The organism is Pseudoxanthomonas sp. Root630 (assembly GCF_001427585.1).
GTDB lineage: Bacteria > Pseudomonadota > Gammaproteobacteria > Xanthomonadales > Xanthomonadaceae > Pseudoxanthomonas_A.
In genome coordinates, this window is sequence record NZ_LMGY01000001.1 from 319,160 (window position 1) to 344,862 (window position 25,703).

The 25,703-nt window shown below is 65.0% G+C and carries 25 protein-coding genes and 3 tRNA genes; 22 read left to right on the top strand and 6 right to left on the bottom strand.

Annotated elements, in window-relative coordinates:
• Positions 1-3: 3 nt before the first annotated feature.
• Positions 4-1,017: a histidine kinase gene (locus tag ASD72_RS01550; RefSeq protein ID WP_056878205.1), complete on the bottom strand. Its 1,014-nt coding sequence runs from the start codon at positions 1,015-1,017 to the stop codon at positions 4-6.
• 156 nt (positions 1,018-1,173) lie between these two features.
• On the opposite strand from ASD72_RS01550, the gene ASD72_RS20370 reads away from it, so the two are divergent.
• The 6 genes from ASD72_RS20370 to ASD72_RS01580 are packed head-to-tail and all read left to right on the top strand — an operon-like array spanning position 1,174 to position 7,810.
• Complete coding sequence (locus tag ASD72_RS20370) at positions 1,174-1,749, top strand: GspH/FimT family pseudopilin (protein ID WP_081420093.1); 576 nt, start codon at positions 1,174-1,176, stop codon at positions 1,747-1,749.
• Between the two features lie 7 nt (positions 1,750-1,756).
• Positions 1,757-2,218: a type IV pilus modification protein PilV gene (gene pilV, locus ASD72_RS01560; protein ID WP_081420068.1), complete on the top strand. Its 462-nt coding sequence runs from the start codon at positions 1,757-1,759 to the stop codon at positions 2,216-2,218.
• Complete coding sequence (locus ASD72_RS01565) at positions 2,215-3,273, top strand: prepilin-type N-terminal cleavage/methylation domain-containing protein (RefSeq protein WP_056878208.1); 1,059 nt, start codon at positions 2,215-2,217, stop codon at positions 3,271-3,273. The genes pilV and ASD72_RS01565 overlap by 4 nt, the downstream gene beginning before the upstream one ends.
• Positions 3,270-3,830, top strand: coding sequence for a PilX N-terminal domain-containing pilus assembly protein (locus ASD72_RS01570; RefSeq protein ID WP_056878209.1), 561 nt, complete (start codon positions 3,270-3,272; stop codon positions 3,828-3,830). The genes ASD72_RS01565 and ASD72_RS01570 overlap by 4 nt, the downstream gene beginning before the upstream one ends.
• Positions 3,831-3,842: 12 nt before the next feature.
• Positions 3,843-7,382: a PilC/PilY family type IV pilus protein gene (locus ASD72_RS01575; RefSeq protein WP_155944412.1), complete on the top strand. Its 3,540-nt coding sequence runs from the start codon at positions 3,843-3,845 to the stop codon at positions 7,380-7,382.
• Positions 7,379-7,810 carry a type IV pilin protein gene (locus ASD72_RS01580; RefSeq protein WP_304437821.1) on the top strand — a complete coding sequence of 144 codons (432 nt, stop codon included), beginning with the start codon at positions 7,379-7,381 and terminating at the stop codon, positions 7,808-7,810. The genes ASD72_RS01575 and ASD72_RS01580 overlap by 4 nt, the downstream gene beginning before the upstream one ends.
• A gap of 235 nt (positions 7,811-8,045) precedes the next feature.
• On the opposite strand, the gene ASD72_RS01585 is transcribed toward ASD72_RS01580, so the two are convergent.
• Together ASD72_RS01585 and ASD72_RS01590 are read right to left on the bottom strand one after the other, a co-directional pair.
• Positions 8,046-8,122, bottom strand: a tRNA-Asn gene (locus ASD72_RS01585).
• 106 nt (positions 8,123-8,228) lie between these two features.
• Positions 8,229-8,816 (bottom strand): Tfp pilus assembly protein FimT/FimU, encoded by a 588-nt coding sequence (locus ASD72_RS01590; RefSeq protein ID WP_081420070.1) that lies wholly within the window; start codon positions 8,814-8,816, stop codon positions 8,229-8,231.
• Between the two features lie 153 nt (positions 8,817-8,969).
• On the opposite strand from ASD72_RS01590, the gene uvrB reads away from it, so the two are divergent.
• The 14 genes from uvrB to ASD72_RS01660 all read left to right on the top strand — a co-directional run bounded on the left by uvrB (position 8,970) and on the right by ASD72_RS01660 (position 20,716).
• The gene (gene uvrB / locus ASD72_RS01595; RefSeq protein WP_056878212.1) at positions 8,970-10,991 is read left to right on the top strand and encodes an excinuclease ABC subunit UvrB; all 2,022 of its coding nucleotides are present in this window, start codon (positions 8,970-8,972) and stop codon (positions 10,989-10,991) included.
• Positions 10,992-11,068: 77 nt separating this feature from the next.
• Positions 11,069-11,143, top strand: a tRNA-Val gene (locus tag ASD72_RS01600).
• A 234-nt stretch (positions 11,144-11,377) separates the two neighbouring features.
• Complete coding sequence (gene thrS, locus ASD72_RS01605) at positions 11,378-13,285, top strand: threonine--tRNA ligase (protein WP_056878213.1); 1,908 nt, start codon at positions 11,378-11,380, stop codon at positions 13,283-13,285.
• Between the two features lie 49 nt (positions 13,286-13,334).
• The gene (gene infC, locus ASD72_RS01610) at positions 13,335-13,859 is read left to right on the top strand and encodes a translation initiation factor IF-3 (RefSeq protein WP_233210880.1); all 525 of its coding nucleotides are present in this window, start codon (positions 13,335-13,337) and stop codon (positions 13,857-13,859) included.
• A 283-nt stretch (positions 13,860-14,142) separates the two neighbouring features.
• A complete protein-coding gene (rpmI, locus tag ASD72_RS01615; protein ID WP_014160066.1) occupies positions 14,143-14,340 on the top strand; it encodes a 50S ribosomal protein L35 in 198 nt (65 codons plus the stop codon).
• A gap of 11 nt (positions 14,341-14,351) precedes the next feature.
• On the top strand, positions 14,352-14,711 hold the full coding sequence (gene rplT, locus ASD72_RS01620) for a 50S ribosomal protein L20 (RefSeq protein ID WP_056878215.1): 360 nt from the start codon (positions 14,352-14,354) through the stop codon (positions 14,709-14,711).
• A 219-nt stretch (positions 14,712-14,930) separates the two neighbouring features.
• On the top strand, positions 14,931-15,926 hold the full coding sequence (pheS, locus tag ASD72_RS01625) for a phenylalanine--tRNA ligase subunit alpha (protein WP_056878216.1): 996 nt from the start codon (positions 14,931-14,933) through the stop codon (positions 15,924-15,926).
• 71 nt (positions 15,927-15,997) lie between these two features.
• Positions 15,998-18,385 carry a phenylalanine--tRNA ligase subunit beta gene (gene pheT / locus ASD72_RS01630; RefSeq protein ID WP_056878217.1) on the top strand — a complete coding sequence of 796 codons (2,388 nt, stop codon included), beginning with the start codon at positions 15,998-16,000 and terminating at the stop codon, positions 18,383-18,385.
• Between the two features lie 56 nt (positions 18,386-18,441).
• Complete coding sequence (locus ASD72_RS01635) at positions 18,442-18,741, top strand: integration host factor subunit alpha (RefSeq protein WP_055936063.1); 300 nt, start codon at positions 18,442-18,444, stop codon at positions 18,739-18,741.
• Complete coding sequence (locus ASD72_RS01640; RefSeq protein WP_056878218.1) at positions 18,722-19,078, top strand: MerR family transcriptional regulator; 357 nt, start codon at positions 18,722-18,724, stop codon at positions 19,076-19,078. The genes ASD72_RS01635 and ASD72_RS01640 overlap by 20 nt, the downstream gene beginning before the upstream one ends.
• A gap of 73 nt (positions 19,079-19,151) precedes the next feature.
• Positions 19,152-19,228: transfer RNA gene (locus ASD72_RS01645), tRNA-Pro, on the top strand.
• A gap of 219 nt (positions 19,229-19,447) precedes the next feature.
• Positions 19,448-19,852: a hypothetical protein gene (locus ASD72_RS20760; protein ID WP_155944413.1), complete on the top strand. Its 405-nt coding sequence runs from the start codon at positions 19,448-19,450 to the stop codon at positions 19,850-19,852.
• Positions 19,797-20,267, top strand: coding sequence for a helix-turn-helix transcriptional regulator (locus tag ASD72_RS21270; RefSeq protein ID WP_200948794.1), 471 nt, complete (start codon positions 19,797-19,799; stop codon positions 20,265-20,267). Before ASD72_RS20760 ends, ASD72_RS21270 begins: the two co-directional genes overlap by 56 nt.
• Positions 20,264-20,716, top strand: a complete 453-nt coding sequence (locus tag ASD72_RS01660) for a hypothetical protein (RefSeq protein ID WP_056878220.1) — start codon at positions 20,264-20,266, stop codon at positions 20,714-20,716. The genes ASD72_RS21270 and ASD72_RS01660 overlap by 4 nt, the downstream gene beginning before the upstream one ends.
• Here the strand turns inward: ASD72_RS01660 and ASD72_RS01665 are convergent.
• Positions 20,664-21,314 carry a tyrosine-type recombinase/integrase gene (locus ASD72_RS01665; protein WP_343123676.1) on the bottom strand — a complete coding sequence of 217 codons (651 nt, stop codon included), beginning with the start codon at positions 21,312-21,314 and terminating at the stop codon, positions 20,664-20,666. The two genes, ASD72_RS01660 and ASD72_RS01665, sit on opposite strands and share 53 nt — an antisense overlap.
• A 35-nt stretch (positions 21,315-21,349) precedes the next feature.
• Between ASD72_RS01665 and ASD72_RS01670 the strand changes: the two genes are divergently transcribed.
• Both ASD72_RS01670 and ASD72_RS01675 read left to right on the top strand, forming a co-directional pair.
• Positions 21,350-21,820 carry a cupin domain-containing protein gene (locus ASD72_RS01670; protein WP_056878221.1) on the top strand — a complete coding sequence of 157 codons (471 nt, stop codon included), beginning with the start codon at positions 21,350-21,352 and terminating at the stop codon, positions 21,818-21,820.
• Positions 21,821-21,908: 88 nt separating this feature from the next.
• Positions 21,909-22,946 (top strand): TraB/GumN family protein, encoded by a 1,038-nt coding sequence (locus ASD72_RS01675; RefSeq protein WP_056878222.1) that lies wholly within the window; start codon positions 21,909-21,911, stop codon positions 22,944-22,946.
• Between the two features lie 13 nt (positions 22,947-22,959).
• On the opposite strand, the gene dxs is transcribed toward ASD72_RS01675, so the two are convergent.
• Both dxs and ASD72_RS01685 read right to left on the bottom strand, forming a co-directional pair.
• The gene (gene dxs / locus ASD72_RS01680; RefSeq protein WP_056878223.1) at positions 22,960-24,867 is read right to left on the bottom strand and encodes a 1-deoxy-D-xylulose-5-phosphate synthase; all 1,908 of its coding nucleotides are present in this window, start codon (positions 24,865-24,867) and stop codon (positions 22,960-22,962) included.
• Between the two features lie 136 nt (positions 24,868-25,003).
• A complete protein-coding gene (locus tag ASD72_RS01685; RefSeq protein ID WP_081420072.1) occupies positions 25,004-25,657 on the bottom strand; it encodes an HNH endonuclease in 654 nt (217 codons plus the stop codon).
• Positions 25,658-25,703: the final 46 nt, after the last annotated feature.

Below are 25,703 nucleotides of genomic sequence, written 5' to 3' on the forward strand. Positions count from 1 at the left end.
CGATCAGGGCATCGGCAGGCGAAGGACAGCGGTGTAGCGGCCGTCTTTCGCCTGCGTTTCCACGCTGCCGAGCCCCTGGGTCATCGCCTGGATGCGTGCCCTGACGGAGTTGAGCCCCACCTGGTGTCCCGTCGTGGGGCGCACCGGCGCGGTGGGCAGCGCATTGCCCACCCTGATTTCCACCATGCCGCCCGACTCGGCGATGGCCACACTGACGTCGCCCCCGCTGGCCGCCGGCTCCACGCCATGCCGGATCGCATTTTCGACCAGGGGCTGGATCGACAGGGCGGGGACCGACAGGGCCGGCATGACCTCCGGCAGCTGCCACTCGACCCGCAGGCGCTGCCCGAAACGCAAACCCTCGATCTCCAGGTAGCGGCGCACCAGCGACAACTCATCCGCCAGGCTGATCTCGCGCGGCCCGGCCAGCGCGGCGCGGAACAGGTCGGACAGGTCCAGCAGCAATCGTTCGGCCTCTTCGGGTCGCTGGTGGACCAGCGCTGCGCCGGTATTGAGCGTGTTGAACAGGAAGTGGGGCCGGATACGGGCCTGCAGGGCTTCGAGCTCCAGCTGCTTGGCTCGCACGGCCAGCTGCTTGGCATGCCAATAGTTCTGGTACGTGAGCAGCATCAGCAGCCCGACAATGACCGCGATCGCCAGCATCCTGAGCACGAAAGACGTTCTGCCTTCCGTCGCGTTCGTGGATATTTCGAGCAGGCTCCACGCAGCGGAAGCGACCAGCAAGGTCATGCAGAGCAGGAAAGCCAGGCACAGCCACGCCAGCAAGGGCGGGGGGAGCCTGGCCAGTGGCCGGCGCAGCAGATAAAGGAGGCAAAGGGTGGCCAGCGAGACCCATTGGATGCCCAGTGAGGCGAGCCCGAACTGGACCAGCCGCGGACCGGTCGCCTCCCACGCCAGGGCCATGATCAGCGCCAGCGCCTCGCCCGCCATGAGTACGGCGATCAGTACGGGGGCTCGGAACAGCGCATCGAGAGGACTTCTGCCGGGGTTCTTCAAGGGTCCAGTTCCGGTCGCCCCGGTCTCCGCCGGACAGCGCCAATAATGGGCTGAACCGTCCACGCATGGGAATAGCCCGCTTATCGGGGGTGGCTGGCGCCGCCGCCATCCACTGCCCTAGGGTGTGTGCTGCCGCCATCTAGGGGGGGGAGGGCCATGCTGCGACGCAGTCGAAAGTTCGAGGGGGCGCGCCGTGAGCGCGGATTCACCCTGATCGAGCTGTTAGTCACCATGTCTGTCGCTGCGATCGTATTGACGCTGGCGGTGCCGAGCCTGTCGAGCTTCATTCGCAGCAACAGATTGTCGTCCGCGGCCAATGAGATGGCGGTCACGTTGCAGACCGCCCGGGCCAGTGCGATCAGCAACCGCGCGCGCGTTGCGGTGTGTCCGAGTACGGATGGAAGCACCTGCACGGCGACGCTGGGCAACCGTTGGATCGCCGTGATGACCAAGAACGGGGTCAATACGGTCCTCCGGGACCAGACGTTCCACGGCGCGGTCACGCTGCGGAGCAGTACGAACCTCTCGGCAGGCAACAACAGGTTCACGTTCTTCCCCAGCGGCTTCTCCGTCGTGGGCACGAATGCCGCAGGCACCGCGAACGGGGCCGTTGGTTTCTGTGTGGCGCAGTTGACCGGAAACAATGGAATCGACGTGAGTTCGAATGTAGGCCGAATCAGTACGGCGAGACGCGCTGCCACATCCAGCTGCTCGGCGCCAGCAGACAATTGAGGTCACGATGAAGCGCACATCCGCCTTTGTTGCACCCAGACGCCAGCGTGGCGTGGGGCTCATTGAAGTATTGATCGCGGTGTTGGTGCTGGCGATCGGTGTTCTCGGCGTCGCCGCATTGCAGGCGCTGACGTTGAAGAACTCGATGGGTTCGGCAAGCCGCACGCAGGCGTCCATCCAGATCTATTCGATGATGGACATCATCCGCGCCGACCGCGCCAACCTCGGCACCTACAACACCAATATCTACGCCGACGGCAATGGCACCGGTGGCGCTGGAACGATGATGGGCTGGCTGGACGGGTTGAAGACCACCGTGGCGCCCGACGCCATGGGGCGGGTGGTTTGCAATGCCAACACCATGACCTGCAGCGTGGGCGTCCAATGGACCGATCGCAACGGTTCTGGCGGAGGGTGTCCGGCACCCGCCTCGGACAAGACATGCATCAACATCACGAGCCAGCTATGACGCACGTTCCGAGGCAGAATCCGGCCGCGCAGCGCGGCTTCACGATGATCGAACTGATGATCGCCTTGCTGCTGGGCCTGCTGGTGGTGGCCGCGGCGAGCAGTCTGTTCCTGTCGAACAAGCGGGTTTATGGCGCGACCGAGGCGGTCGGCCGCATCCAGGAGAATCAACGCAGCGCGTTCGAGATCCTGGCGCGAGACATCCGCGAGGCCGGGACGAATCCCTGCCTCCGCCTTGGCGGGGTCAATACCGATACCTTCGGCGTCCAGTTGGCGGCGCCGGATCTGACGTTCTGGTCGCGGTTCTCGGATGGCGTCTTTGGTGTCGACGGCACGGGAGCCAACGGATCGGACGAAGTCACGCTGTACATGGCGAACAACGGCACCAATGCCGTCAACGAGCACAAGCGTCCGGGCAACGTCATCACGGTGAGCACGCCCACCGCTGGCATGGTCAACGGGCAGCAGGTGATGGTCTGCAACAACGATTACGCCATCGTGTTTTCCACGACCGGCATCACATCCGGGGGAACCACCATCGGTCATACCGGATCGGCGAACTGCGGGACGAGCTTCACGCGTCCCAAGCTTGGCTCGGCGAGCTGCACGGCCATCAATGCCAATCCCGGCTATTGCTTCTGGCTGGGTGCCGGCGTCGCGCGCACGGCGGCCGATGTCACCGCGTGTCCCGGCGGGATCGGACAGTCGCCCGCTTACGTGGTCGTGCCCGGCAGCGCGCTGTGGACGGTCGCGGCGAATGGCCGTGGTGGCAATTCGCTGTACCGCACGGTGGCCGGCACGCGCAGCGAGATCGCCGAGGGCGTGAACGGGCTCACCTTGACCTACAAGATCGGCAATGCCGTTGGCTATTCGGATGCTGCTGCGGTCACTGCGGCGGGCGGCTGGGCCACGGTATCGGCGGTACGCGTGCAGATGACGTTCCAAGCCGCCCAGGGGGCGCTGACCCAGGGCGACGTGGCCGGGACGGACAATGCGCCGTTGACCCGGACCTTGGACGACTACGTCGTGCTCAGAAACCACCAGGACATCCAATGAAGACGCCTCCTTCCCTCGGTCAGACGCGAGCCGCGCAGTCGGGTGCCGCCCTGTTGGTCGTCCTGCTGTTGCTGTTGATCGTGACCATCCTCGGTATCGCTTCCATGCGTGGGGCCATCATGCAGGAGCGCATGGCGTCCAACACGGCGTCACGCAGCATGGCGTTCCAGGTGGCGGAAGCCGGGTTGCGCCAAGCGGAAATCATCGTGCGCGACGGTACCGTGACCTTCCCCGCGTCGGGGTGCAGCGCAGGCCGTTGTGCGATGGTCGCCCCTCCGGCCGAGCCCGCGTGGTCGGGCACCAGTTTCTGGTCGACCGCGGGCGGTTACCAGACAGGAACGGCGTTGTCGGTCAGCGAATCGGCGACCGTGGCGCCGCGTTTCGTGATCGAGAATTTCGGCCAGGTCACCACGGCGTCCTCCGGTGCCTCCGGCAGTATCGATCTGGGTAAGCCGCCGCCGTCGGCGGGGACGACTCAAACGGTGTATCGCATCACCTCCTACGCCACGACGCCCACGGGCGGCGAGGTGATTCTCCAGTCGCTGTACCGGCGCTAATTGGAGCGCATCATGAAGACGAAGAAGACGATGTCGTCCCGCAAGCCTTCCTGGCTGCAGACGCTTGCCGTGACCGGTTTTACCGCACTGGCGACGCTCGCCGGGTTGCCCGTCCACGCAGCCACCTCGTTCCCGGATTACCCGTTGCTGACGGGCGGTAACGCCATCCCGCCGAACATCATGCTGATCCTCGACGACTCCGGCTCCATGGAGCGGTCGTGGATGTGGGCGGACACGGATACCAGTAGCGGTACATCGGACACGGTCAAGGACCGCTCTTACGTCAACAATTCGCTGTACTACAACCCGGCGACGACGTATCTGCCGTGGCGTACCGCCAGCATGGATCTCACCGATCGTCTGACTGCGGCCAATTTCAGGTCCGTATCCGACAGCGCGACCAGCCCGACAGCGAGCCCGATCGACCTGACGTCGAGTTCGAACGTTGGCAAGACGTACTTCTACGTCCCCAGAGTGGCCAACCCGGGGCTGACTACCAGCAATTACGACAAATACCGCATCACCAGTTCGAGTTCCTCCACGAGCTACGGCGGAGGCGTTGTCCAGAAGCTCGCGGCCGTGACGTTGTTGGGGCCTACGACCATCGCCTCCATCGGCAACAGGAACTGGTCCAGCTGCATTGTCGTCAACACCAACAATGCCACTAGCGTGACCATCGAAACCTCTGGTGGTAGCGGCGATGGCGACTTGTATGTCTATACGAGGCGCAGCGATTGCTCGGACAACGAGACAAGCAGCACGGGCAACAACAACAATGAGAGCGTGACGATCGATTCGCCTCGTGCCACGATCAGTTTCCGGATCTATGCGTACACGGCGGTTTCCAATATCAGTTACACGGTAACCGCCCAGACGTGGTCCGACATGACGCCGAGCGGCAATACCGCGGTGTTGCAGCAGGCCGAGCTGCAGAATTTCGCCAACTGGTACCAGTATCACCGCACCCGCAACAAGATGGCCAAGGCCGGTGCTTCCGAAGCATTCGGCCGTCTCGGCAGGAACTACCGGGTGGGTTACGACACCATCTGGAATCGCAATGCCGGGGGAGCGACGATCGGCACCGCCGGGAGTGTTCCCGCCTATCCCATCCCGTGGGCGACGAACGGCGGCCTGTTCGAGGGTAGCAACCGCACCGATTTCTACAGCAGGCTGCATGGAACGGGTGCTGACGACGGCACGCCGCTCAAGGGTGCGTTGCAGCGCGCCGCGCGCTATTTCGCCACGGACAACCCCTGGAAGGTCAATTCCACGGGCAGCATGCTGACCTGCCGGCAGAATTTCGCGATCCTGACCACCGACGGTTACTGGAACGACAACGCTGGCTATACCAGCGTGGGCAATGCCGATGCCGCCGCCAGTCGCGACGTCGACAACAATCCGCCGCAGTACCCCGATACTTACTCGGACACGCTGGCGGACGTGGCGTACCGCTACTGGAGTACCGATCTTCGCACCGGAATGGCGAACAACGTGCTGACCAGCGCCGCTGACCCCGCCGACTGGCAGCATATGGTTACGTTCGGCGTCTCGATCGGCCTGCAAGGCACGCTGAATCCGAACCTCGCGCCGCCGACCCCGTGGAATGTCGATCCGAACACGGGCGGCGAAGGTCCCAAGCGTATCGACGACCTCTGGCACGCCGCCCTCAATGGGCGCGGCAAGTTCGTGGTCGCGAGCAATAGCGACAGGTTCGCCGAGGCGTTGGTGAGTGCGCTGTCGGCCATCGACTCCCGCAGCGCGTCCGGCTCCAACATCGCGTCCAGCTCGACCAAGACGGATACCTCCACGCTCACGTTCGTCGCTGGTTTCACCTCCGGCACCTGGAACGGCGACCTGGTCGCCAGTCCGTTCAACGCGGCGCTGACGGGCGTGTCGACGACGCCCGATTGGATCCTGTCGCAGACCTTCTCGGCGGGCCAGGCCAACACCAACTACAGGAACCGCACCGTACTGACCATGAAGGGGGGTACGGCGTCCCTGTTCAACAACACGATGACCGGAGCCTCCGACCTCGCCGCGCGCACCGGCCAGGCGGATGCAGCGACCACCGATGAGAACATCGCGTATCTGAGGGGCGATCGCACGAAGGAGGTCGGCCAGACAGGTGGCACCTTGCGCCGGCGGACGGGCCTGATCGGCGATATCGTCAATTCGTCGCCTGCCTACTCGGAAGACACCAAGACCGTTTTCATCGGCGCGAACGATGGCATGTTGCATGCCATCAATGCCGATAGTGCTTCCGCCACGCGCGGCCAGGTCCTGTTCTCCTATGTCCCGAAGGGTCTCGATTACACCGCCCTGGCCAGCCTCAGCGCCACGGCCTACGAGCACCGTTATTTTGTCGATGGCCAGATCGACGTGATCAGCCGGGCCAACCAGGGCAACAGCAAGAACATCCTGGTGGCCGCCCTGGGTCGTGGTGGGCGCGGCGTGTTCGCGCTGGACGTCACGGCGCCCGCGGCAATGACGACGAGCAAGGTGCTGTGGGACGAAACGACACAGGGCACCACCACCGAGCCGAACATGGGCTACGTGCTGGGGCGTGTGCTGATCCGCAAGGGTAACGGCGACAAGACGTACGCCTTCGTCCCCAACGGCATCGAAAGCCCGAACGGCTCGGCCACGCTGTTCGTCTATGAGCTGAATGCGAACGGTGGCATCACCTCCACGACCCGCCTGGTGGCAGACGCCAGCGGCGGCAATGGACTGATGTCGCTGGGCATGGCCGATCTGGACGGAGACAACAAGGTCGATACCGTCTACGGCGGCGACCTCAAGGGCAATATCTGGCGTTGGGACTTCACCGGCAACTCGCCGCCCTCGTCGGCAGTGAGGTTGTTCCAGGCCGTGGACAGTGCCAACACGGCTCAGCCGATTACGGGTGGCTTGGGCGTGGGGCGCGACAACACGGGCACCATCTTCGTGGGGTTCGGCACGGGGCGTTTCATTTCCAGCACCGATATGCCGGGTGTCGCCACGCAGACCACGCAGAGCCTGTACGGCATCAAGGACCAGGGAAGCACGATTCCCAATCGTGCCAGCCTCCAGGCGCGCTCCATCCCGTACTCAGGTACGGCGACGCGAGGGTTCGAGAACTATTCGGCGCTCTCCGCCGGAAGGTTGGGCTGGTACATCGATCTGCCTGTTCCCGAACGTGTGGTGTCCGCGCCTACCATCTACGGTACGGCGATGTATGTCTCTTCGATCGTTCCTCCCACGGGCAGTGACTGCAATAGTTCCATCGGCAGCGGCTTCCTGAATGCGATAAACCTGTTCACCGGCACCAGCCCGGAGTCGGGAAGCTACTTCTCCAACGGCGGAAACGTCGGCCAAGGGATCGTTGGTTCGATCGGGATCACGGGCGGCATGCCAACCGAAGCGAACGTGACGAGTGCGCTGGCGACCGTGGGTACGGGTGCGTTCTCGACGGAGAATGGCGGTGAAGGCAACACATCGAGCCAGGCGATCACCCCACCGGCGGGTGGCCGTCCGGCGCGCGTGAACTGGCGCGAACTCGTTCCAGCAGAATGAGCAAGGGAATCAACATGAAAAAGCGGAGCGAAGGGTTCACCTTGATGGAGCTGATGATCGCCATTGCGGTGGTGGGCATACTGGCGGCCATCGCCTACCCGAGCTACACCGGGCAAGTGACGAAGACCAGGCGATCTGCGGCGGCGGCATGCCTGCTCGAACGGGCCCAGTTCATGGAGCGCTATTACTCGACGAACATGGGGTATACCGGTGCCGCGCTGCCCGCCGCAGCGTGCGCAACCGAGCTGGGAACCCATTACACCTTCGCGTTTTCAGCCGGGCCCACTGCCACCACCTACACGCTGGCGGCCACGCCGCAGGGCGGGCAAGCCAGCAACGACACGCAGTGCGCCACGTTGAGCATCAACGAGCGTGGTACCAAGTCCGTGTCGGGCTCGTATTCCTCCACGCCGTCGAACTGCTTCTGAGTTGCGGCGATGGAGGCAGGGCCTCTGATCCGGGCCCTGCCGTTCATCGCTTCCTCGCGTGGACTGCAGGCGTAGGTCGGCGTCGCATGTGCCTCGACATCGGCGCCGGCTAGGCTGCCGGTGAGGCGGGGTCAGCGGTCGAGCACCGCCCTCGCAGGCCGCCGCCGCTATATGTTTCCAGCGCCCCGAAACGACAAAGGCCGCGATCGCTCGCGGCCTGAGTGCGTGTAGTGCTTGGCGCCCGAAGTTGGACTCGAACCAACGACCCCCTGATTAACAGTCAAGTGCTCTAACCGGCTGAGCTATTCGGGCGGGGCGCGTATTGTAGCGGCGGGTTCCGTGCCGGGGCAAGTCATTCGGGTGGAGCGGGGCGGGTGCCTTGCCGGACCTGCGGGGAGCCTTCCACAAAACCTTGAATTCAAAGGCTGTCCGTGACATCGCCACAAGGCTCTGGTTCGCTGGGGCGTGCGGTGCGTACGCGTCCGGCGTTGTTGACAACCACCAGGCCGCTGACTTCGCCGTCGTAACAGACCCGCAATGTCAGGTTGCTTCCGGAGCTGTAGCCGGTCGGCAGGTACCGTAGTTGGCGCCTTCCTGCCGTGGAGAGGATGCGAAGCCTGGGGCTGCGGGGCGCAGGATCGTTCCGGTACAGGTCGATCGTTTCGTCGGGCTGGCGATTGCCGTCCGGATCCCGGAAGGTCAGCCAGTGGTCGCTCCAGTCGCCGTCCTGCCTGCATGCGCCGTCTCCGCGACTGGGGCAGATGACGACTGGGATGTTGTGCGTGATCGCCGCGATGCGCGCGGAGGCGAAATGAGCGGTCAGCAGATGCAAGGTGCTGTCGACCCGGCTGCGTTTGGATAGGGCCTGGAAAGACGGGACGGCGAGTGCGGCAAGAACTGCGATCAGCGACATGGTCACGATCATCTCGATGAGCGTGAAGCCACGTGGACTGGCACAGGCTTGGCGTGGAGCGGGCTGGGCTGCTGACACTGGCATCCTTGCCATGGCGTATCTCCTTGATTCATCCGGCAAGTCCAGCCTCGGCTCGCCACGAGTCGTGCGCCATCAGGTCAGTCCCTGCCCGCGTGTAGGAAATCGCCCGCGAAGCGACCACGATCGCGCCGCTATACTCATCGGTCGGCCCCCCGGCGACCTGAAATGACCGACCGTTTCCAGCTGGTTTCACCCTATTCCCCGGCCGGCGACCAGCCGCAGGCCATCGAAAAGCTGGTGGAGAACTTCGAGGCGGGCGTGGCCAAGCAGACGCTGCTGGGCGTGACGGGTTCGGGCAAGACCTACACCGTGGCCAACGTCGTCCAGCGGATCCAGAAACCGACCCTGGTGATGGCGCCGAACAAGACACTGGCGGCGCAGCTGTATGGGGAGTTCAAGGCGTTCTTTCCGCACAACGCGGTCGAGTATTTCGTCAGCTACTACGACTATTACCAGCCGGAAGCCTACGTGCCGGCCAGCGACACCTTCATCGAGAAGGACAGCTCGATCAACGAGCACATCGAGCAGATGCGGTTGGCCGCGACCAAGACGCTGCTGTCGCGGCCCGACGCCCTGGTGGTGGCCACGGTGTCCGCGATCTATGGCCTGGGCGCGCCGGAAGACTATCTGTCGCTGCGCCTGATCCTGTCACTGGGCGAGCGGATCGATCAGCGCGACCTGATCCGCCACCTGACCCAGCTCCAGTACACCCGCAACGAGTACGAACTGCAGCGCGGCACCTTCCGCGTGCGCGGGGAGATCATCGACGTGCACCCGGCCGAAAGCGATGCGGAGGCCGTGCGCATCGAGCTGTTCGACGGGGAAGTCGAGGGGCTCAGTCTGTTCGATCCGCTCACAGGGGAGTCGTTGCGCAAGTTGCAGCGCTACACGGTCTATCCGAAGACGCACTACGCCACGACGCGCGAGCGCGTGCTGGCCGCCATCGATACCATCAAGGTCGAGCTGAAGGATCGGCTGGAACAGCTGTATGCGCAGAACAAGCTGGTGGAGGCGCAGCGCCTGGCCCAACGCACCCAGTTCGACGTGGAAATGATGGCGGAAGTAGGGTTCTGCTCAGGCATCGAGAACTACTCCCGCCACCTGACCGGCAAGGCCCCCGGCGAACCGCCGCCGACCTTGTTCGATTACCTGCCGGCCGATGCGCTGCTGGTCATCGACGAGTCGCACGTGACCATCCCGCAGATCGGCGCGATGTACAAAGGCGACCGGTCGCGCAAGGAAACGCTGGTGGAGTTCGGCTTCCGCCTGCCGTCTGCGCTGGACAACCGGCCGCTGCGCTTCGAGGAATGGGAGGCCCGTTCGCCGCGCAGCATCTACGTGTCGGCAACGCCAGGGCCTTACGAACTGCGCGAATCCAACGACGAGATCGTCGAACTGGTGGTGCGCCCCACCGGCCTGATCGATCCGGAAGTGGAGATCCGCCCGGTGGGTACGCAGGTGGACGACCTGCTGTCGCAGATCAATGAGCGGGTGGGATGGGGCGATCGCGTGCTGGTCACCACACTGACCAAGCGGATGGCCGAGAACCTCACCGAATACCTGGGCGAACACGGCATCAAGGTGCGTTACCTGCACTCGGACGTGGATACGGTGGAGCGCGTCGAGATCATCCGCGACCTGCGCCTGGGCAAGTTCGACGTGCTGGTGGGCATCAACCTGCTGCGCGAAGGCCTGGACATGCCGGAGGTCTCGCTGGTCGCGATCCTGGACGCCGACAAGGAGGGCTTCCTGCGGTCGACCGGCTCCCTGATCCAGACCATCGGCCGCGCCGCGCGCAACCTGCGCGGCAAGGCGATCCTGTACGCGGACCGGATCACCCGCTCGATGCAGGCCGCCATGGACGAAACCAGCCGTCGCCGCGAGAAGCAGGTGGAGTACAACGAGGCGCACGGCATCACGCCGAAATCGGTGGCGCGGCCGATCGTGGACATCCTGGAAGGCGCCCGCAGTGAGGCCGCAAGCGAAGGCAAGACGGGCCGGGGCAAGGGACGCCGCGTGGCCGAGGAGCCTGCCGAGTACGGCGTGATGGACCCGGCGAAGGCGGTCGCCCGGATCAAGCTGTTGGAGCAGCAGATGTACCAGCACGCCCGCGACCTGGAATTCGAGGATGCCGCGCGCCTGCGCGACCAGATCCAGCGCCTGAAGGACGCCAGCCTCGGCGGTTGAGGCGCCGGGTGCCGCCCCCCGGTTGTCGGCGACCCCGCTTCCGGGCTAGAATTCGCGCCCCTGCAAAGGGCAAGACCGGGCGGTTAGCTCAGCGGTAGAGCACTACCTTGACATGGTAGGGGTCACAGGTTCGAACCCTGTACCGCCCACCACGCTTCCAGAGCGTGGATTCCGGCAAGCCGGGCCTTCCCTTCGCGCCATCCGCATTCACGAGGTGGCCCGCGGAAACGCCGGCCGAGCGTGCGACATGAGCACTACCACCGCCTGAACCTGGTATTGCCCGAGGCACTGCATCCCGTAGGCGCCCTTGCGGCGCTTTTTTCATGTCAGTCCCCCTGCCTGGCTGCCCTGCGCGCTGGCGCCCCTCCCAATCGAGTCCGCACCCGATGATCACCATCACGCTCCCCGACGGCAGCCGCCGCGAGTTCGAGAACCCCGTCTCCGTCATGCAGGTGGCCCAGTCCATCGGTGCCGGCCTGGCCAAGGCCACCGTCGCCGGTGCCGTCGATGGCGTACTGGTCGATGCCAGCGACGTCATCGACCATGACGCCGCGCTGCGGATCATCACGCCGAAGGACGAGGAGGGCGTGGAGATCATCCGCCACTCCTGCGCGCACCTGGTCGGCCACGCGGTCAAGCAGCTGTACCCGGACGTGAAGATGGTGATCGGCCCGGTCATCGCCGAAGGCTTCTACTACGACATCTACAGCGAGCGCCCGTTCACGCCGGAAGACCTGGCGGCGGTCGAGCAGCGCATGCAGGAGCTGATCGCGCAGGACTACGACGTCATCAAGAAGGTGACGCCGCGTGCCGAGGTGGTGGATGTCTTCAAGGCGCGCGGCGAGGACTACAAGCTGCGCCTGATCGAGGACATGGGTCCCGAAGTGGCGACCATGGGCCTGTACTACCACCAGGAATACGTGGACATGTGCCGCGGCCCGCATGTGCCGAACACGCGCTTCCTGAAGGCGTTCAAGCTGACCCGCATCTCCGGCGCCTACTGGCGTGGCGATGCCAAGAACGAGCAGCTGCAACGCATCTACGGCACCGCCTGGGCCGACAAGAAGCAGCTCGAGGCCTACATCCAGCGCGTCGAGGAAGCCGAGAAGCGCGACCACCGCAAGATCGGCAAGCAGCAGGAGCTGTTCCACCTGCAGGAAGAGGCGCCGGGCCTGGTGTTCTGGCACCCCAAGGGCTGGGCCATCTGGCAGGTGGTCGAGCAGTACATGCGCAAGGTCTACCGCGACAGCGGGTACCAGGAAGTGCGCTGCCCGCAGATCCTCGATGTCGCCCTGTGGAAGAAATCCGGCCACTGGGACAACTACAAGGAAAACATGTTCTTCAGTGAGTCGGAAAACCGTACCTACGCGGTCAAGCCGATGAACTGCCCGGGCCATGTGCAGGTGTTCAACCAGGGCCTGCACAGCTACCGCGACCTGCCGATCCGCTACGGCGAGTTCGGCGCCTGCCATCGCAACGAGCCGTCGGGCGCGCTGCACGGCATCCTGCGCGTGCGCGGCTTCACCCAGGACGACGGCCATATCTTCTGCACGGAAGACCAGATCGAGGCCGAGGTCACGGCGTTCCACCAGCAGGCGCTGAAGGTGTACTCGGACTTCGGTTTCGACGACATCCAGATCAAGATCGCACTGCGTCCGGACTCGCGTCTGGGCGACGACGCCACCTGGGACAAGGCCGAGGCCGCCCTGCGCGCCGCCCTGCGCAGCTGCGGGGTGGAGTGGCAGGAGCTGCCGGGCGAGGGCGCCTTCTACGGCCCGAAGATCGAGTACCACCTGAAGGACGCGATCGGCCGTACCTGGCAGCTGGGCACGATGCAGGTCGACTTCATGATGCCCGGCCGCCTCGGCGCCGAGTACGTGGACGAGAACAGCCAGCGCCAGCAGCCGGTCATGCTGCACCGGGCCATCGTGGGCTCGATGGAGCGGTTCATCGGCATCCTGATCGAGCACCATGCTGGTGCATTCCCCTCCTGGCTGGCTCCCCAGCAGGCCGTGGTGATGAATATCACCGATGCCCAGGCCGATTACGTGGCCGAAGTCCGGAAAACCCTTGCAAATCAAGGCTTCCGGGTCGCGGCGGATTTGCGGAACGAGAAGATCGGCTATAAGATTCGCGAGCACACGCTGCAGCGGGTGCCGTACCTGCTGGTGGTCGGTGACCGCGAGAAGGAAAATGGCGCCATCGCCGTGCGTACGCGTTCGGGCGAGGATCTGGGCACGATGTCCGTTGCCGCCTTCGCCGAACGTTTGCGGAACGAGCACGCCGCGCAATAATTGATTCCGGCCCCCGCGGGCCGGCGCATTCATCCCTGGAGACTGCAACATCAGCATCCCTGACAACAAGCAAAACCGCAAAAACCACGAGATCCGCGTGCCGCGGGTGCGCGTGATCGGTTCCGATGGCGAGATGATCGGCGTGCTCACGCGCGACGAAGCCCTGGCCAAGGCGGAGGACGAAGGCTTGGACCTGGTCGAGATCCAGCCCAACGCCGAACCGCCGGTCTGCAAGATCATGGACTTCGGCAAGTTCAAGTTCGAAGCGCAGAAGAAGGCCAACGAGGCCAAGAAGAAGCAGAAGCAGGTCGAGATCAAGGAACTCAAGTTCCGTCCCGTCACCGACGAGGGCGACTACCAGATCAAGATGCGCAACATCCGCCGCTTCCTGGAAGAGGGCGACAAGGTCAAGGTCAACATCCGCTTCCGTGGCCGTGAAATGAGCCACCAGGAGCTGGGTCGCGAGATGGCCGCGCGCATCGAAGCCGAGCTGGGCGACGAGATCGTCATCGAGTCCCGTCCGCGCCTGGAAGGCCGCCAGATGGTCATGATGATCGCGCCGAAGAAGAAGTGATCCCGGCTGCCTCCGGGCGCAGGATCCGCAGGAGGGGCGCCGAGAGGCGCCTTTGCTGTTTCCGGTAGTCGCCATCCCCGGCTAAGTGGCCGGATTTGCAAGAAAAAACGGCAGCGGGCATAATACGCGGCCCGGTACGCCGGGAGGCTGTTCGCAGCCGATGGACCCGTCGGGGGTTCCCTTCTGGAATCAACGACTTACAAGCCGATATGGGCATGGATGGAAAGCGTGGTCGTCAGACTGCCGCCCGGATCAGTGACATAAACCCGTCAAGGACATAGCAATGCCCAAGATCAAGACCCACCGGGCGGCGGCGAAGCGTTTTCGCAAGACCGCATCCGGCAAGTTCAAGGCTGGCCACGCCAACCGTAGCCACATCCTCACCAAGAAAGCGACCAAGCGTAAGCGCGGCCTGCGTGCGACGAATATCATTCGCGCCGAGGACAGCGGCCGTTTGAACCGCATGCTTCCCTACCTCTGAGGATTTGAGACATGGCACGAGTTAAGCGTGGCGTGACGGCGCGTCGCCGTCACAAGAAAGTCCTCCACCTGGCCAAGGGTTATTACAACGCCCGCCGCAAGGTGTTCCGCGTCGCCAAGCAGGCGGTGATCAAGGCGGGTCAGTACGCCTACATCGGCCGCAAGCAGAAGAAGCGCAACTTCCGTTCGCTGTGGATCACGCGTATCAACGCGGCCGCCCGTCTGAACGGTCTCAGCTACAGCCGTTTCATGAATGGCCTGCTGAAGGCTGGCATCACCCTGGACCGCAAGGTGCTGGCGGACATCGCCGTGCACGATGCGACCGGTTTTGCGGCTCTGGCTGAAAAGGCGAAGGGCGCACTCGCGGCGTAAGCCGCGTCTCCACCGTAAAGCACTCTCCGGCAATCCACCGCCGGGAACACGTGGGGAAGGGCGCGAGTCCTTCCCCATTGTTTTTTGGGTTGCCGTCATTCCGGTGAGAGCCGGAATCCATCTTGATCTTCGCGCGCAACGTTCCGCCTGTGAAGCAAGTGCAACGGCAAAATGGATCCCGGCTTTCGCCGGGATGACGACATGAGGTCCTGCCACCAGATGAGCGATATCGAATCCCTGTCCACGCAAGCCCTGTCCGACATCGCGGCGGCACAGTCGCCGGATGCGGTGGAACAACTGCGTGTCGCCCTCCTCGGCAAGAGCGGCAGCGTGACGACACAGCTCAAGCAGTTGGGCGCGTTGCCTGCCGACCAGCGCAAGGCCGCCGGTGAAGCGATCAATCGCGCGCGCGACGCCATCGGCGACGCACTCTCGGCCCGCAAGGCCGTGCTGGAAGACGCCGCACTCGATGCGCGCCTGGCCGGCGAAACCATCGACATCACCCTGCCGGGCCGCAACGGTACGCGCGGCGGGCTGCACCCCATCAGCCGCACCCTGGAGCGCATCGCCGACATCTTCGGCCGCCTGGGCTACGAGTTGGCCGACGGTCCGGAGATCGAGGACGACTGGCACAACTTCGAGGCGCTGAACTTCCCGCCGCACCATCCGGCGCGCGCCATGCACGATACGTTCTACTTCGGCGACGGTCGCCTGCTGCGCACCCACACCTCGGGCGTGCAGGTGCGCTACATGGATGCCCATCAACCGCCGCTGCGCATGATCGCGGCGGGCAAGGTGTATCGCAGCGACAGCGACCAGACGCACTCGCCGATGTTCCACCAGGTCGAAGGCCTGCTGGTCGACGAGCACTCCACGTTCGCCGACCTCAAGGGCACGCTGGCCGAGTTCGTGCGCGCTTTCTTCGAGCGCGACTTCGAGATGCGCTTCCGCCCGAGCTACTTCCCGTTCGTCGAACCCGGCGCGGAAGTCGACATCGCCTGGCAGCAGCCGGACGGCAGCACGCGCTGGCTGGAAGTGCTGGGCTGCGGCATGGTGCACCCGAACGTGCTGCGCAACTGCGGCATCGATCCGGAGCGCTACACCGGCTTCGCGTTCGGGCTGGGCGTCGAACGCTTTGCGATGCTGCGCTACGGCGTCAACGACCTGCGCGCGTTCTTCGAGAACGACGTACGGTTCCTGCGGCAGTTCGCGTAGCGCCCCCGCGGTATTACGACACCCGACTCTTGAAGACGGCGGGCCCGGGCCCGCCCTACGGATCACGAACGATGAAGTTTTCTGAAAACTGGTTGCGCAGCCACGTTCCCACCCAGGCCACTCGAGACGAGCTGGCGGCCACGCTGACGGCGATCGGCCTGGAGGTCGAAGAGGTCGCCGCGCTCGGCGATGGCCTGGCGAACGTGGTGGTCGCGCGCATCGTCGAGTGCGCCAAGCATCCCGAAGCCGACCGCCTGCAGGTCTGCCAGGTGGATGCGGGGCAGGGCGGCCTGTTACAGATCGTCTGCGGCGCGCCGAATGCGCGCCCGGGTCTGATCGCGCCGCTGGCGATGGTCGGCGCCAACGTCGGCGGCATCGCCATCAAGGCGGCCAAGCTGCGGGGCGTGGAATCGAACGGCATGCTGTGCTCGGCGAAGGAGCTGGGCATCGACGCCGATGCGTCCGGCCTGCTCGAGCTGCCCGCCGATGCGCCGGTCGGCACGCCGGTCGCCGACTACCTCGGCCTGCCCGATGCCAGCATCGAGATCAAGCTGACGCCGAACCGCGCCGACTGCTTCAGCGTGCGCGGTATCGCCTACGACGTGGCGGCCTCGCTGGGCAGCGAGGTGAAGCCGCTGGACGCCGCGCCGGTGCCCGCGCACAGCCCGGTGACGATGGAGATCGCGCTCGAGGCCGGCGCCAAGGTGCCGCGCTTCGCTGGTCGCGTGATCGAAGGCGTCAACGCGCAGGCGCCCACGCCGGTGTGGATGGCCGAGCGCCTTCGCCGCAGCGGCGTGCGCCCGATCAGTTTCCTGGTGGACGTCACCCAGTACGTGATGCTCGAACTGGGCCAGCCGATGCATGCCTTCGACCGCGACACGCTGGAGGGCCCGGTCGTCGTGCGCCCCGCGCGCGCCGGCGAGCAGGCCAAGCTGCTGGATGGCCGTACGGTTTCGCTGGATGACGACTTCCTGGTCGTCGCCGACAGCCGCGGCAGCCATGCCGCGCGCGCCGTCGCCCTGGGCGGCATCATGGGTGGCCTCGACACCCGCGTGACCGACGCGACGACGAATGTCTTCCTGGAAGCCGCGCACTGGATTCCGTCGGCCATCATCGGCCGCAGCCGCAAGCTCGGCCTGCACACCGATGCCGGCCACCGTTTCGAACGCGGCGTCGATCCCGAATTGCCGCGCGTGGCCGTCGAGTACGCGACCCGCCTGATCCTCGACGTCGCCGGCGGTACGCCGGGCCCGACGACGGTGGTCGAACATGCCGAGCACCTGCCCGCGCCGACGGCGATCCGCCTGCGCCGTGCACGCATCACCCGCGTGCTGGGCGTGGAAATCGCGGACGCCGAGGTCGAGCGCATCCTCCGTGCGCTGGGCCTGCAGGCTGCGGCGGTCGCCGAGGGCTGGAGCGTCGTCGCGCCCACGCGCCGTTTCGATATCGCGATCGAAGAAGACCTGATCGAAGAACTCGCCCGCATCCACGGCTACGACCGCGTACCCACCACGCTCCCCGGTGGCGCCACGCGCATCGCCTCACCGAGCGAGACGCGGGTGGAAGCCGGTGTCGTGCGGCGCCAACTGGCCGCGCGCGACTACCTGGAAACCGTGAACTTCGCCTTCGTCGACGCCCAGTGGCTTGCGCAGTGGCAGCAGTCGGAAGGCGCGGTGCCGCTGGCCAATCCGTTGAGCGCCGAGCTGGCCATCATGCGGACGGCGCTGCTGCCGGGTGTCGTGGCCGCGCTGCAGCGCAATGCCGCCCGCCAGGCGGGCCGCGTGCGCCTGTTCGAGATCGGCAACGTGTTCGAGGCGGTGGCCGGTGCGGCCCCGCGCGAGACGACCCGCCTGGCCGCTGCAGTGATCGGCGATGCGGTCAACGAGCAATGGGGCGAACCGGCGCGCAAGGTCGATTTCCATGATCTGAAGGGCGACCTCGAGACGGTTGCGGCACTGTCCGGCGCCACGCTGGAGTACCGGCCATCGCATGCCCCGCACGGCCACCCCGGTCGCTCGGCCGATGTCTACCGTGACGGCGAAAAGGTCGGTTGGATCGGTCAACTGCATCCGCGCCTGCAGCGCGCCCTGGACCTGGATGCGGACGTGGTCGCGTTCGAAGTGGACCTCGCACCGCTCAGCGTCCGCGCGTTGTCGCGTGCCGGCGAGCTGTCGCGCTACCCGTCCGTCCGCCGGGACCTCGCGTTCGTCGCCGCCGACGATGTGCCCTGGTCGGCCATCGCGGCCACCGTGCGCACGGCGGCTGGCCCGCTGCTGCGGGACATCCTGCTGTTCGACCGGTACGTCGGGCAGGGGGTCGAATCGGGACAAAAGAGTCTCGCTATGGGCTTGATTTTGCAGGACAACTCACGCACTCTGACCGACCGCGACGTGGAGCAGGTAGTGGCCACGGTGGTGGCCGCGATCGGTGAGGCGCATGGCGCCCGGATCCGCGGATGAATGGTTTGAAGGCAGTGGCAAGGCCGGCGACGGCCGCAACGGGGAAGCAGTAATCCATGGCGTTGACGAAGGCGGAGATGGCCGAACGTCTCTTTGACGAGGTCGGTCTGAACAAGCGCGAGGCGAAGGAATTCGTCGACGCCTACTTCGACGTCCTGCGCGAAGCCCTGGAACAGGGTCGCCAGGTGAAGCTGTCCGGTTTCGGCAACTTCGACCTGCGCCGCAAGAACCAGCGCCCCGGCCGCAACCCGAAGACCGGCGAGGAAATCCCGATCTCGGCCCGGACCGTCGTGACGTTCCGGCCGGGCCAGAAACTCAAGGAGCGGGTGGAAACGTATGCTGGATCCGGGCAGTAACCGCGAGCTTCCGCCGATCCCGGCCAAGCGCTACTTCACCATCGGTGAGGTCAGCGAGCTCTGCGACGTGAAGCCGCATGTGCTGCGGTACTGGGAGACCGAGTTCCCCAGCCTGGAGCCCGCCAAGCGCCGCGGCAACCGCCGCTACTACCAGCGCCACGACGTGCTGATGGTGCGCCAGATCCGCAGCCTGCTGTACGAACAGGGCTACACCATCGGCGGCGCCCGCCTGCGCCTGGAAGGCGAGGGCGCGAAGCAGGAAGCCGCGTTGAGCCACCAGATCGTGCGCCAGGTGCGCATGGAGCTGGAAGAAATCCTGCAGTTGTTGCGCCGCTGAGCGCGCCGCCCGCGCCTAGGAATGGGCGCGGCAATGCCGGTATAATCAGCGCCCGCCTCAGGGCGGACCCATCCGGGGTATAGCGCAGCCTGGTAGCGCACTTGTCTGGGGGACAAGTGGTCGTCGGTTCAAATCCGGCTACCCCGACCAAATTAGCTTTGAAATTCAGCGGCTTATCGGTTCATCCGGTGGCCGCTTTTTCATTTCCTCCTTATTCCTCCCTATTTCCTCCCTATCTGGACACCCAAGGCTTGAGGCCTGGGGCGCGATATGGCATCAATATCTTGTGAAACGTGATCCAAATCACAGCTGTCGGGGGCCGCAAACTGTGCGGTGTGGCGTTTACTAGGACATACCACGGAAGGTATAGTGTTCAAACTGTTAATCCACCCCGACGCTGCCGCCGACCTCCAGGCAATTCGCGCCGCCGATCGCCACACCGGCGCCGATCTTCTGACCTACCTGCAGGAGCTTAATGATGACCAGGATCAACTCGACCTCCTTACGGTCCATGGCCACAGCTATGAAAACGGAGACTGGCTGGAAAACATCGACGTTTCGCGGATCGAATCGCAGCAGCAAGCCGGACGGAACCTCTGGCGACTGAAGTTGTGGGACCTGGAACGAGAGGGCATTCAGTACCGTTACATCTATGCCTTCGCTCCACGCAGCCGCACCATTCATATCCTCGCCGTAGTCCACAGGGATCGTTTCAACTATGAGCCAAGTCACCCTATTACTCGAAGAGTTCTCGACGCCTACGCCCTCCTTTAGGGCTGGCGACCAGCTACCCCAGACCGCGACCTCAGGTGAGGTTGTGCGTTTTGTGCTGCGCGGCGATGTCGACTACGGCCCAGGTCAATCGATTGACTCTCTCATCGCATCGATGGCGGAGCGTGACGAGACTCTGGTGCAAGACATGCAGGCCAGCCGTCGGCGCCGTGCGGATCGTGCTGCAGCAGAGGGCGTGAAGTCCCTGAAGTCCCTCCGTTTGAGTCGGGGCATGTCGCAATCCGACTTGGCTAGCGCTATCGGCATGCAACAGCCTCATATCGCACGTATAGAGAAGGGAAACAGCTGCCCAACATTACAGACCTGCCGTCGCCTAGCGTCGGCACTGGGTGTCGACATGAACACATTAAACGAGTATATGCCGCAGGTTGCCGACTCCGTTGAGGCTGCTTCGTGAGGATCCAGAGATCGATTGGTGGCATCTTCTGTGACGATATTCGAGAAGAGGTCAACGGCAAGATCTCGCTCGTGGGCTGCTACACGGGCGGCATGCAAGTGGAATCTTTTCCTGCAACGCTGCCGAAGCTTTGTGTCTTCGTGCGCGTGATCTTCTCGGCGCATGAGCCGCCAAGCAGCGTGTCGTTTCGCCTGCTACGCGACGACGAGCAGTTGGTGGTGGGACATCTTCCCCCTGAGACAATGCCGGCGGCAGCGCCGGAAGGCGCGGACGAAAGCCTGATGTCGGTCATCCATGGCCAGATCGTGCTATCTCCGTTTGAGCTCACCGGCCCTTGCACGTTGCGCATGCGCGCGGTTGTGGATGACGTGGAGTTGCGTGGACTGTCCTTGAAGATCACGCAGCGAGATCAAGTCGCGACCTCGACACCGCCGATCGCAATTGTCTGAGCTGGCTTGGTAGCTTCAGGCCTGGTGTGACCCTTGTCCACGGCAGCTCGTGGTCCTCGAGGTAGATCTCGGTCGTGGACACTTCCTGGTGCGCCAGCAGCTCCTGCACCTGCTGCTTGGTCCAGCCGGCCTCCGACATCAACGGCGCAGCGCCGAGGCTTCGGATCTCGTGGAAAGTTGGCGGGTGATCGCCGCCTAGCTCCAGCCGGTCCCGAATCGATGCGAACTCGCGCGTCAGCTGTTCCGGCAGCACTTGGGTAGGATGTGACCGCGCGGCGGCCTGGTGGCCACGGGGCTTCTGCTCCTCCGGCAGGCGGTGCATGAGGTAGGGTGAGACCACTTTGTCTCGGCAGCGATCGACGACAGCCTGCAGGTCTGGCGTCGGGACAATCTCGAGCCGGGCCTGGCTGCTGTTCTCCGTCTGCTGAGGCACCACCCGCCACACCGCTTCGCGCACGTGTGCGAACTGAGCGGCCACGATGCCCTCACGACGCTGCAGGCTCAGGAGCGACAGATCCATGGCGTTCTGCAGCCACACGCTGGAGCCCAAGGGTGGACGGTTAAGAGATCTCAATTGCGGGCTTTTGGGTTCTTCCACGAGACAAACGGACAGGCGCTGGTTAGGATCGCGGCATGCCGACACGCGCCGACGAACTGATACAGACGCTGCAGCTGATGCCGCACCCCGAGGGCGGCTACTTCCGGCGCATCTACGAGTCGGCCAAGCGCACCGAAGTCAACGGCATCGAGCGGCCCACGCTCACCGCCATCAAGTTCCTGTTGCCGGCCGGGGTGACCAGCCGTTGGCACCGTGTCGATGCGACCGAGGTCTGGGACTGGAGCGAAGGCGGGGCCATGGAGCTGTCGCTGTTCGATCCCGAGCAACGCACCTTGACCCGGGTCCAGTTGGACACCTCCGCGCGCGGCGGCCAGGCCAACCAGGTGGTCCCGGCCGGCATCTGGCAGAGCGCGCGTTCGCTCGGCGACTACACCCTGGTCGACTGTTCGGTGTCGCCCGGCTTCTCATGGAAGGGGTTCGAGCTGATGCAGGCGGGCAGCGAAGTCGCCCGCCACCTGCTCGACGCGGGCGGCAAGGTCGCCTGAACGGATACCCCCGGCGCACCGCGCCGGCATGCCCGGCACGCGCGGTCCGCGGGCACACTCTCGGCATCTTTCGCATGGAGTCGCCTGGATGCGCCTGCCGCTTTACGGGATGTTGTGCCTGTCGTTGCTGATCGTGAACACCGCCCGCGCGCAGGAGGCCGAGTCGCCTCCGGAGGCGGCCACTGTGACGGACAAGGACGGCGTGATCGAGATGGACGCCGTGGTCGTCGCAGGCGTACAGCCCGGTCCGGGTCTGTGGAAAGTGCGCCACGGCGATCACCTGATGTACGTGCTGGGCACGCAGTCGCCGTTGCCGAAGAACATGACGTGGCGTTCGGACGAAGTGACCCAGGCGCTGCAGCTCGCCGATGAGGTGCTGGGTTCACCGGGCGTCACCGTCAACGCCGATGTCGGCTTTTTCCGCATCATGACCATGTTGCCGTCCGCCATGAAGGCGGCGAAGAATCCCGACGGCGAAAAGCTCGAGGACGTGCTACCCGCCGATCTCTACGCACGCTGGTCCACGCTGAAGCAGCGCTATCTCGGGCGCGACGGAGGCATCGAGAAGAAGCGTCCGCTGATTGCCGTGTACGAGCTCTATGGCAAGGCGCTCTCGAAGAGCGGCCTGCAGGGCGCCGGGAGCGTGATCAACCCCGTAGTCGACAACGTGTTGAAGGCGCGCGGGATGAAGCGCACCCCCACCCAACTGGCGATCAAGCTTGAGGATCCCCGGGGTGCGCTGGCGGATTTCCGGAAGGAAGGATTGAAGCCGCAGGACCTGGAGTGTTTCCGCAGGACGCTGGACCTGATCGAGCACGAACTGCCTCAAACCGCCGCCAGTGCGCGGGCATGGGCCGTCGGCGACTGGACGGCGATCCGCAATACCGCACGGGCGGACGAACGCGCCGCCTGCAGCTCGGCATGGTTCGACACCGACACTGCGCGCAAACATGGCATTCGGGATGTCGAAGCGCGCGTGCGCGCCCAGTGGCTGGAGACCGCGGAGGCATCGTTGCGCAAGAACCGCATCACCTTCGCCACGATTTCCGTCTGGGACCTGGTGAGGCCAGACGGCTACCTGACGGCCCTGCAGGCCAAGGGTTACGAAATCGAAGCGCCGGAGTGAACCGGCGCGGCGGTCAGCCCGCTGCCGTCATCGGTGGCTGGCCGGCGGCCAGTTGGGGCCAGCGCTTCAGTACGCTGGCCCGGATGCCGGCGGCATCGATGCCGGCCTCGGCGAGCAGATCCTCGCGACTGGCGTGGTGCTGGAACTCGTCAGGCAGGCCCAGGTGCAGGACGGGCAGCACGATGCCTTCGGCATTGAGCAGCTCGGCCACGCCGGAGCCCGCGCCGCCCATCACCACGTTGTCCTCGAGGGTAACGAAGCCCTGGTGGCTCTTCGCCAACTCAAGGACCAGGTCGCGGTCCAGCGGCTTCACGAAGCGCATGTTCACCACGGTCAGGCCCAGCTCGCGGCCCACCTGTTCGGCAGCGGCGGCGGTCGAACCGAACGCGAGCAGCGCCACGCGGGTGCCGCGCAGACGCAGGTCGGCCTTGCCGATCGGCAGCGTGTCGAGGTTTGACTGGAGCGCCACGCCGGGACCGGTGCCGCGCGGGTAGCGCACGGCGGCAGGGCCATTGAAGTGGTAGCCGGTGCTCAACATCTGCCGGCACTCGTTCTCGTCCGCCGGTGCCATCACCACCATGTGCGGCACGCAGCGCAGGTAGCTCAGGTCCAGGTTGCCGGCGTGCGTAGCGCCGTCGGGGCCGACCACGCCGCCGCGGTCGATCGCGAACAGCACGTCCAACTGCTGGATGGCCACGTCATGCACCAGCTGGTCGTAACCGCGCTGCAGGAACGTCGAATAGATGGCGACCACCGGCTTGCTGCCCTCGCAGGCCATGCCCGCGGCCAGCGTCACCGCATGCTGTTCTGCGATGGCGACATCGAAGTAGCGCTCGGGATATTCCTTGCTGAAGCGCACCAGGCCCGAGCCTTCGCGCATGGCCGGGGTGATGCCCAGCAATTTGGGTTCGGCGGCGGCCATGTCGCACAGCCAATCGCTGAAGATGTCCGTGTAGGTCGGCTTCTTCGCGCCGCCCTTGCTGACCAGGCCCTTCTCGGGATCGAACGGACCGACCGCGTGGTAACCGATCTGGTCGCCCTCGGCGAGCTCGTAGCCCTTGCCCTTGGTGGTCAGGATGTGGAGCAACTGCGGGCCCTTGAGCGTCTTGAGCGTCTTCAACGCGCCGACGAGGGCTTCGACGTCATGTCCGTCGATCGGCCCGGTGTAGTGGAAGCCCATCTGTTCGAACAGCGTGGACGGCACGAACATGCCCTTCCAGTGCTCTTCCCAGCGCCGCATGAAGCGGGCCGGCGGCTTCTTCTTGTCGCCGAGCAGCTTCTTGCCGCCTTCGCGCAACGCGTTGAGCGTGCGGCTGCTGCTGAGCCGGCCCAGCATCTTGGTCAGACCGCCGACGTTCTCGGAGATCGACATCTGGTTGTCGTTGAGGATCACCAGCAGGTTGGGTTCGGGCTCCATGCCGCCGGCATGGTTGAGCGCTTCGAAGGCCATGCCGGCCGTCATCGCGCCATCACCGATCACGGCGACCACCTTGCGGTCGTCGCCCTGCTGCGCCAGCGCGATGGCCATGCCCAGCGCGGCCGAGATCGAGGTGGACGAGTGGCCCACGCCGAACGTGTCGTACTCGCTTTCCTCGCGCTTCGGGAATGGCGCCACGCCGTCCTTCTGCTTGACGGTGTGGATAGTCTCGCGGCGGCCGGTGAGGATCTTGTGCGGATAGCACTGGTGGCCGACGTCCCACACCAGGCGGTCGTTGGGCGTCTCGAACAGGTAGTGCAGTGCGACCGTCAGTTCGATCACCCCCAGCCCTGCGCCGAAGTGGCCGCCGCTGCGGCCGACCGACTCGATCAGATAGCCGCGCAGTTCCTCGGCGATGGCGGGCAGTTCGGATTCGTCGAACTGGCGCAGGTCGGCGGGAATCTGGATCCGGGACAGGCGGGGGTAGCGGGCGGCGTCGATCATCGGGCTGGTATTGGTCTGGCCCGCTATTTTCCCCCTCTTGTGTGAAGCGGGGCAAGCAAAGGGGTGAAGCCGGCCGGAAGCCGGGTACGGGGTTCAGGAAAGTGCGCGGGTGCGCCGGCTGGCGCAGCGCCGGATATCAGGCCGACAGCTTGGACTTCTTCGGTAGCTGCGCCTTCAGGAACGCCATCTGGTCGGCCAGGATGTTGCGATTGGACAGGATCAGGTGCTCGATCCAGCTCGGCCGGTAGGGCACGGCCAGCAGCGGCATATGGGCCTGCTGCGGCGTGCGGTTGCTCTTGCGCGAATTGCAGTGGAAGCACGCCGTCACCACGTTCTCCCACACGTCCCTGCCGCCCTTGGAGATGGGCAGCACGTGGTCGCGGGTGAGATGCGGGCGCGAGAATTCGTGGCCGCAGTACAGGCACAGGTGCGCATCGCGGGCGAACAGGGCGGTATTGGTCAGCGTAGGCGTGGGCGACAGCGCATGCGCCTTTGCGTGGCCACGGGAAGCCACGATAGGGTGCAGCTCGATCAGGCTCTGCTCGCCCGTCAATCGGCTCAGGCCGCCATGCACGTGCAGGCAGGGTTCGCCGAGCGTCCAGGCGACCGCTCCCCGGGCATACAGGCAGGTAGCGTCCTGCCAGTTGATCCAGTCGAGCACACGGCCGTGCGCGTCGAGCGACAGCAGGCGGAGGGCGGCGGGGTGGGGGCGCGGAGACGACGGGAGTAGGGCCGGTGGTTGCGGGAAACCGGCCTGGACCAGGTGAAGCTGAGCTCTGTCTGCTTCCATGGAGAAGCAGGTTATACCCAAATGTTGACGAAATGTGTATAGCGCG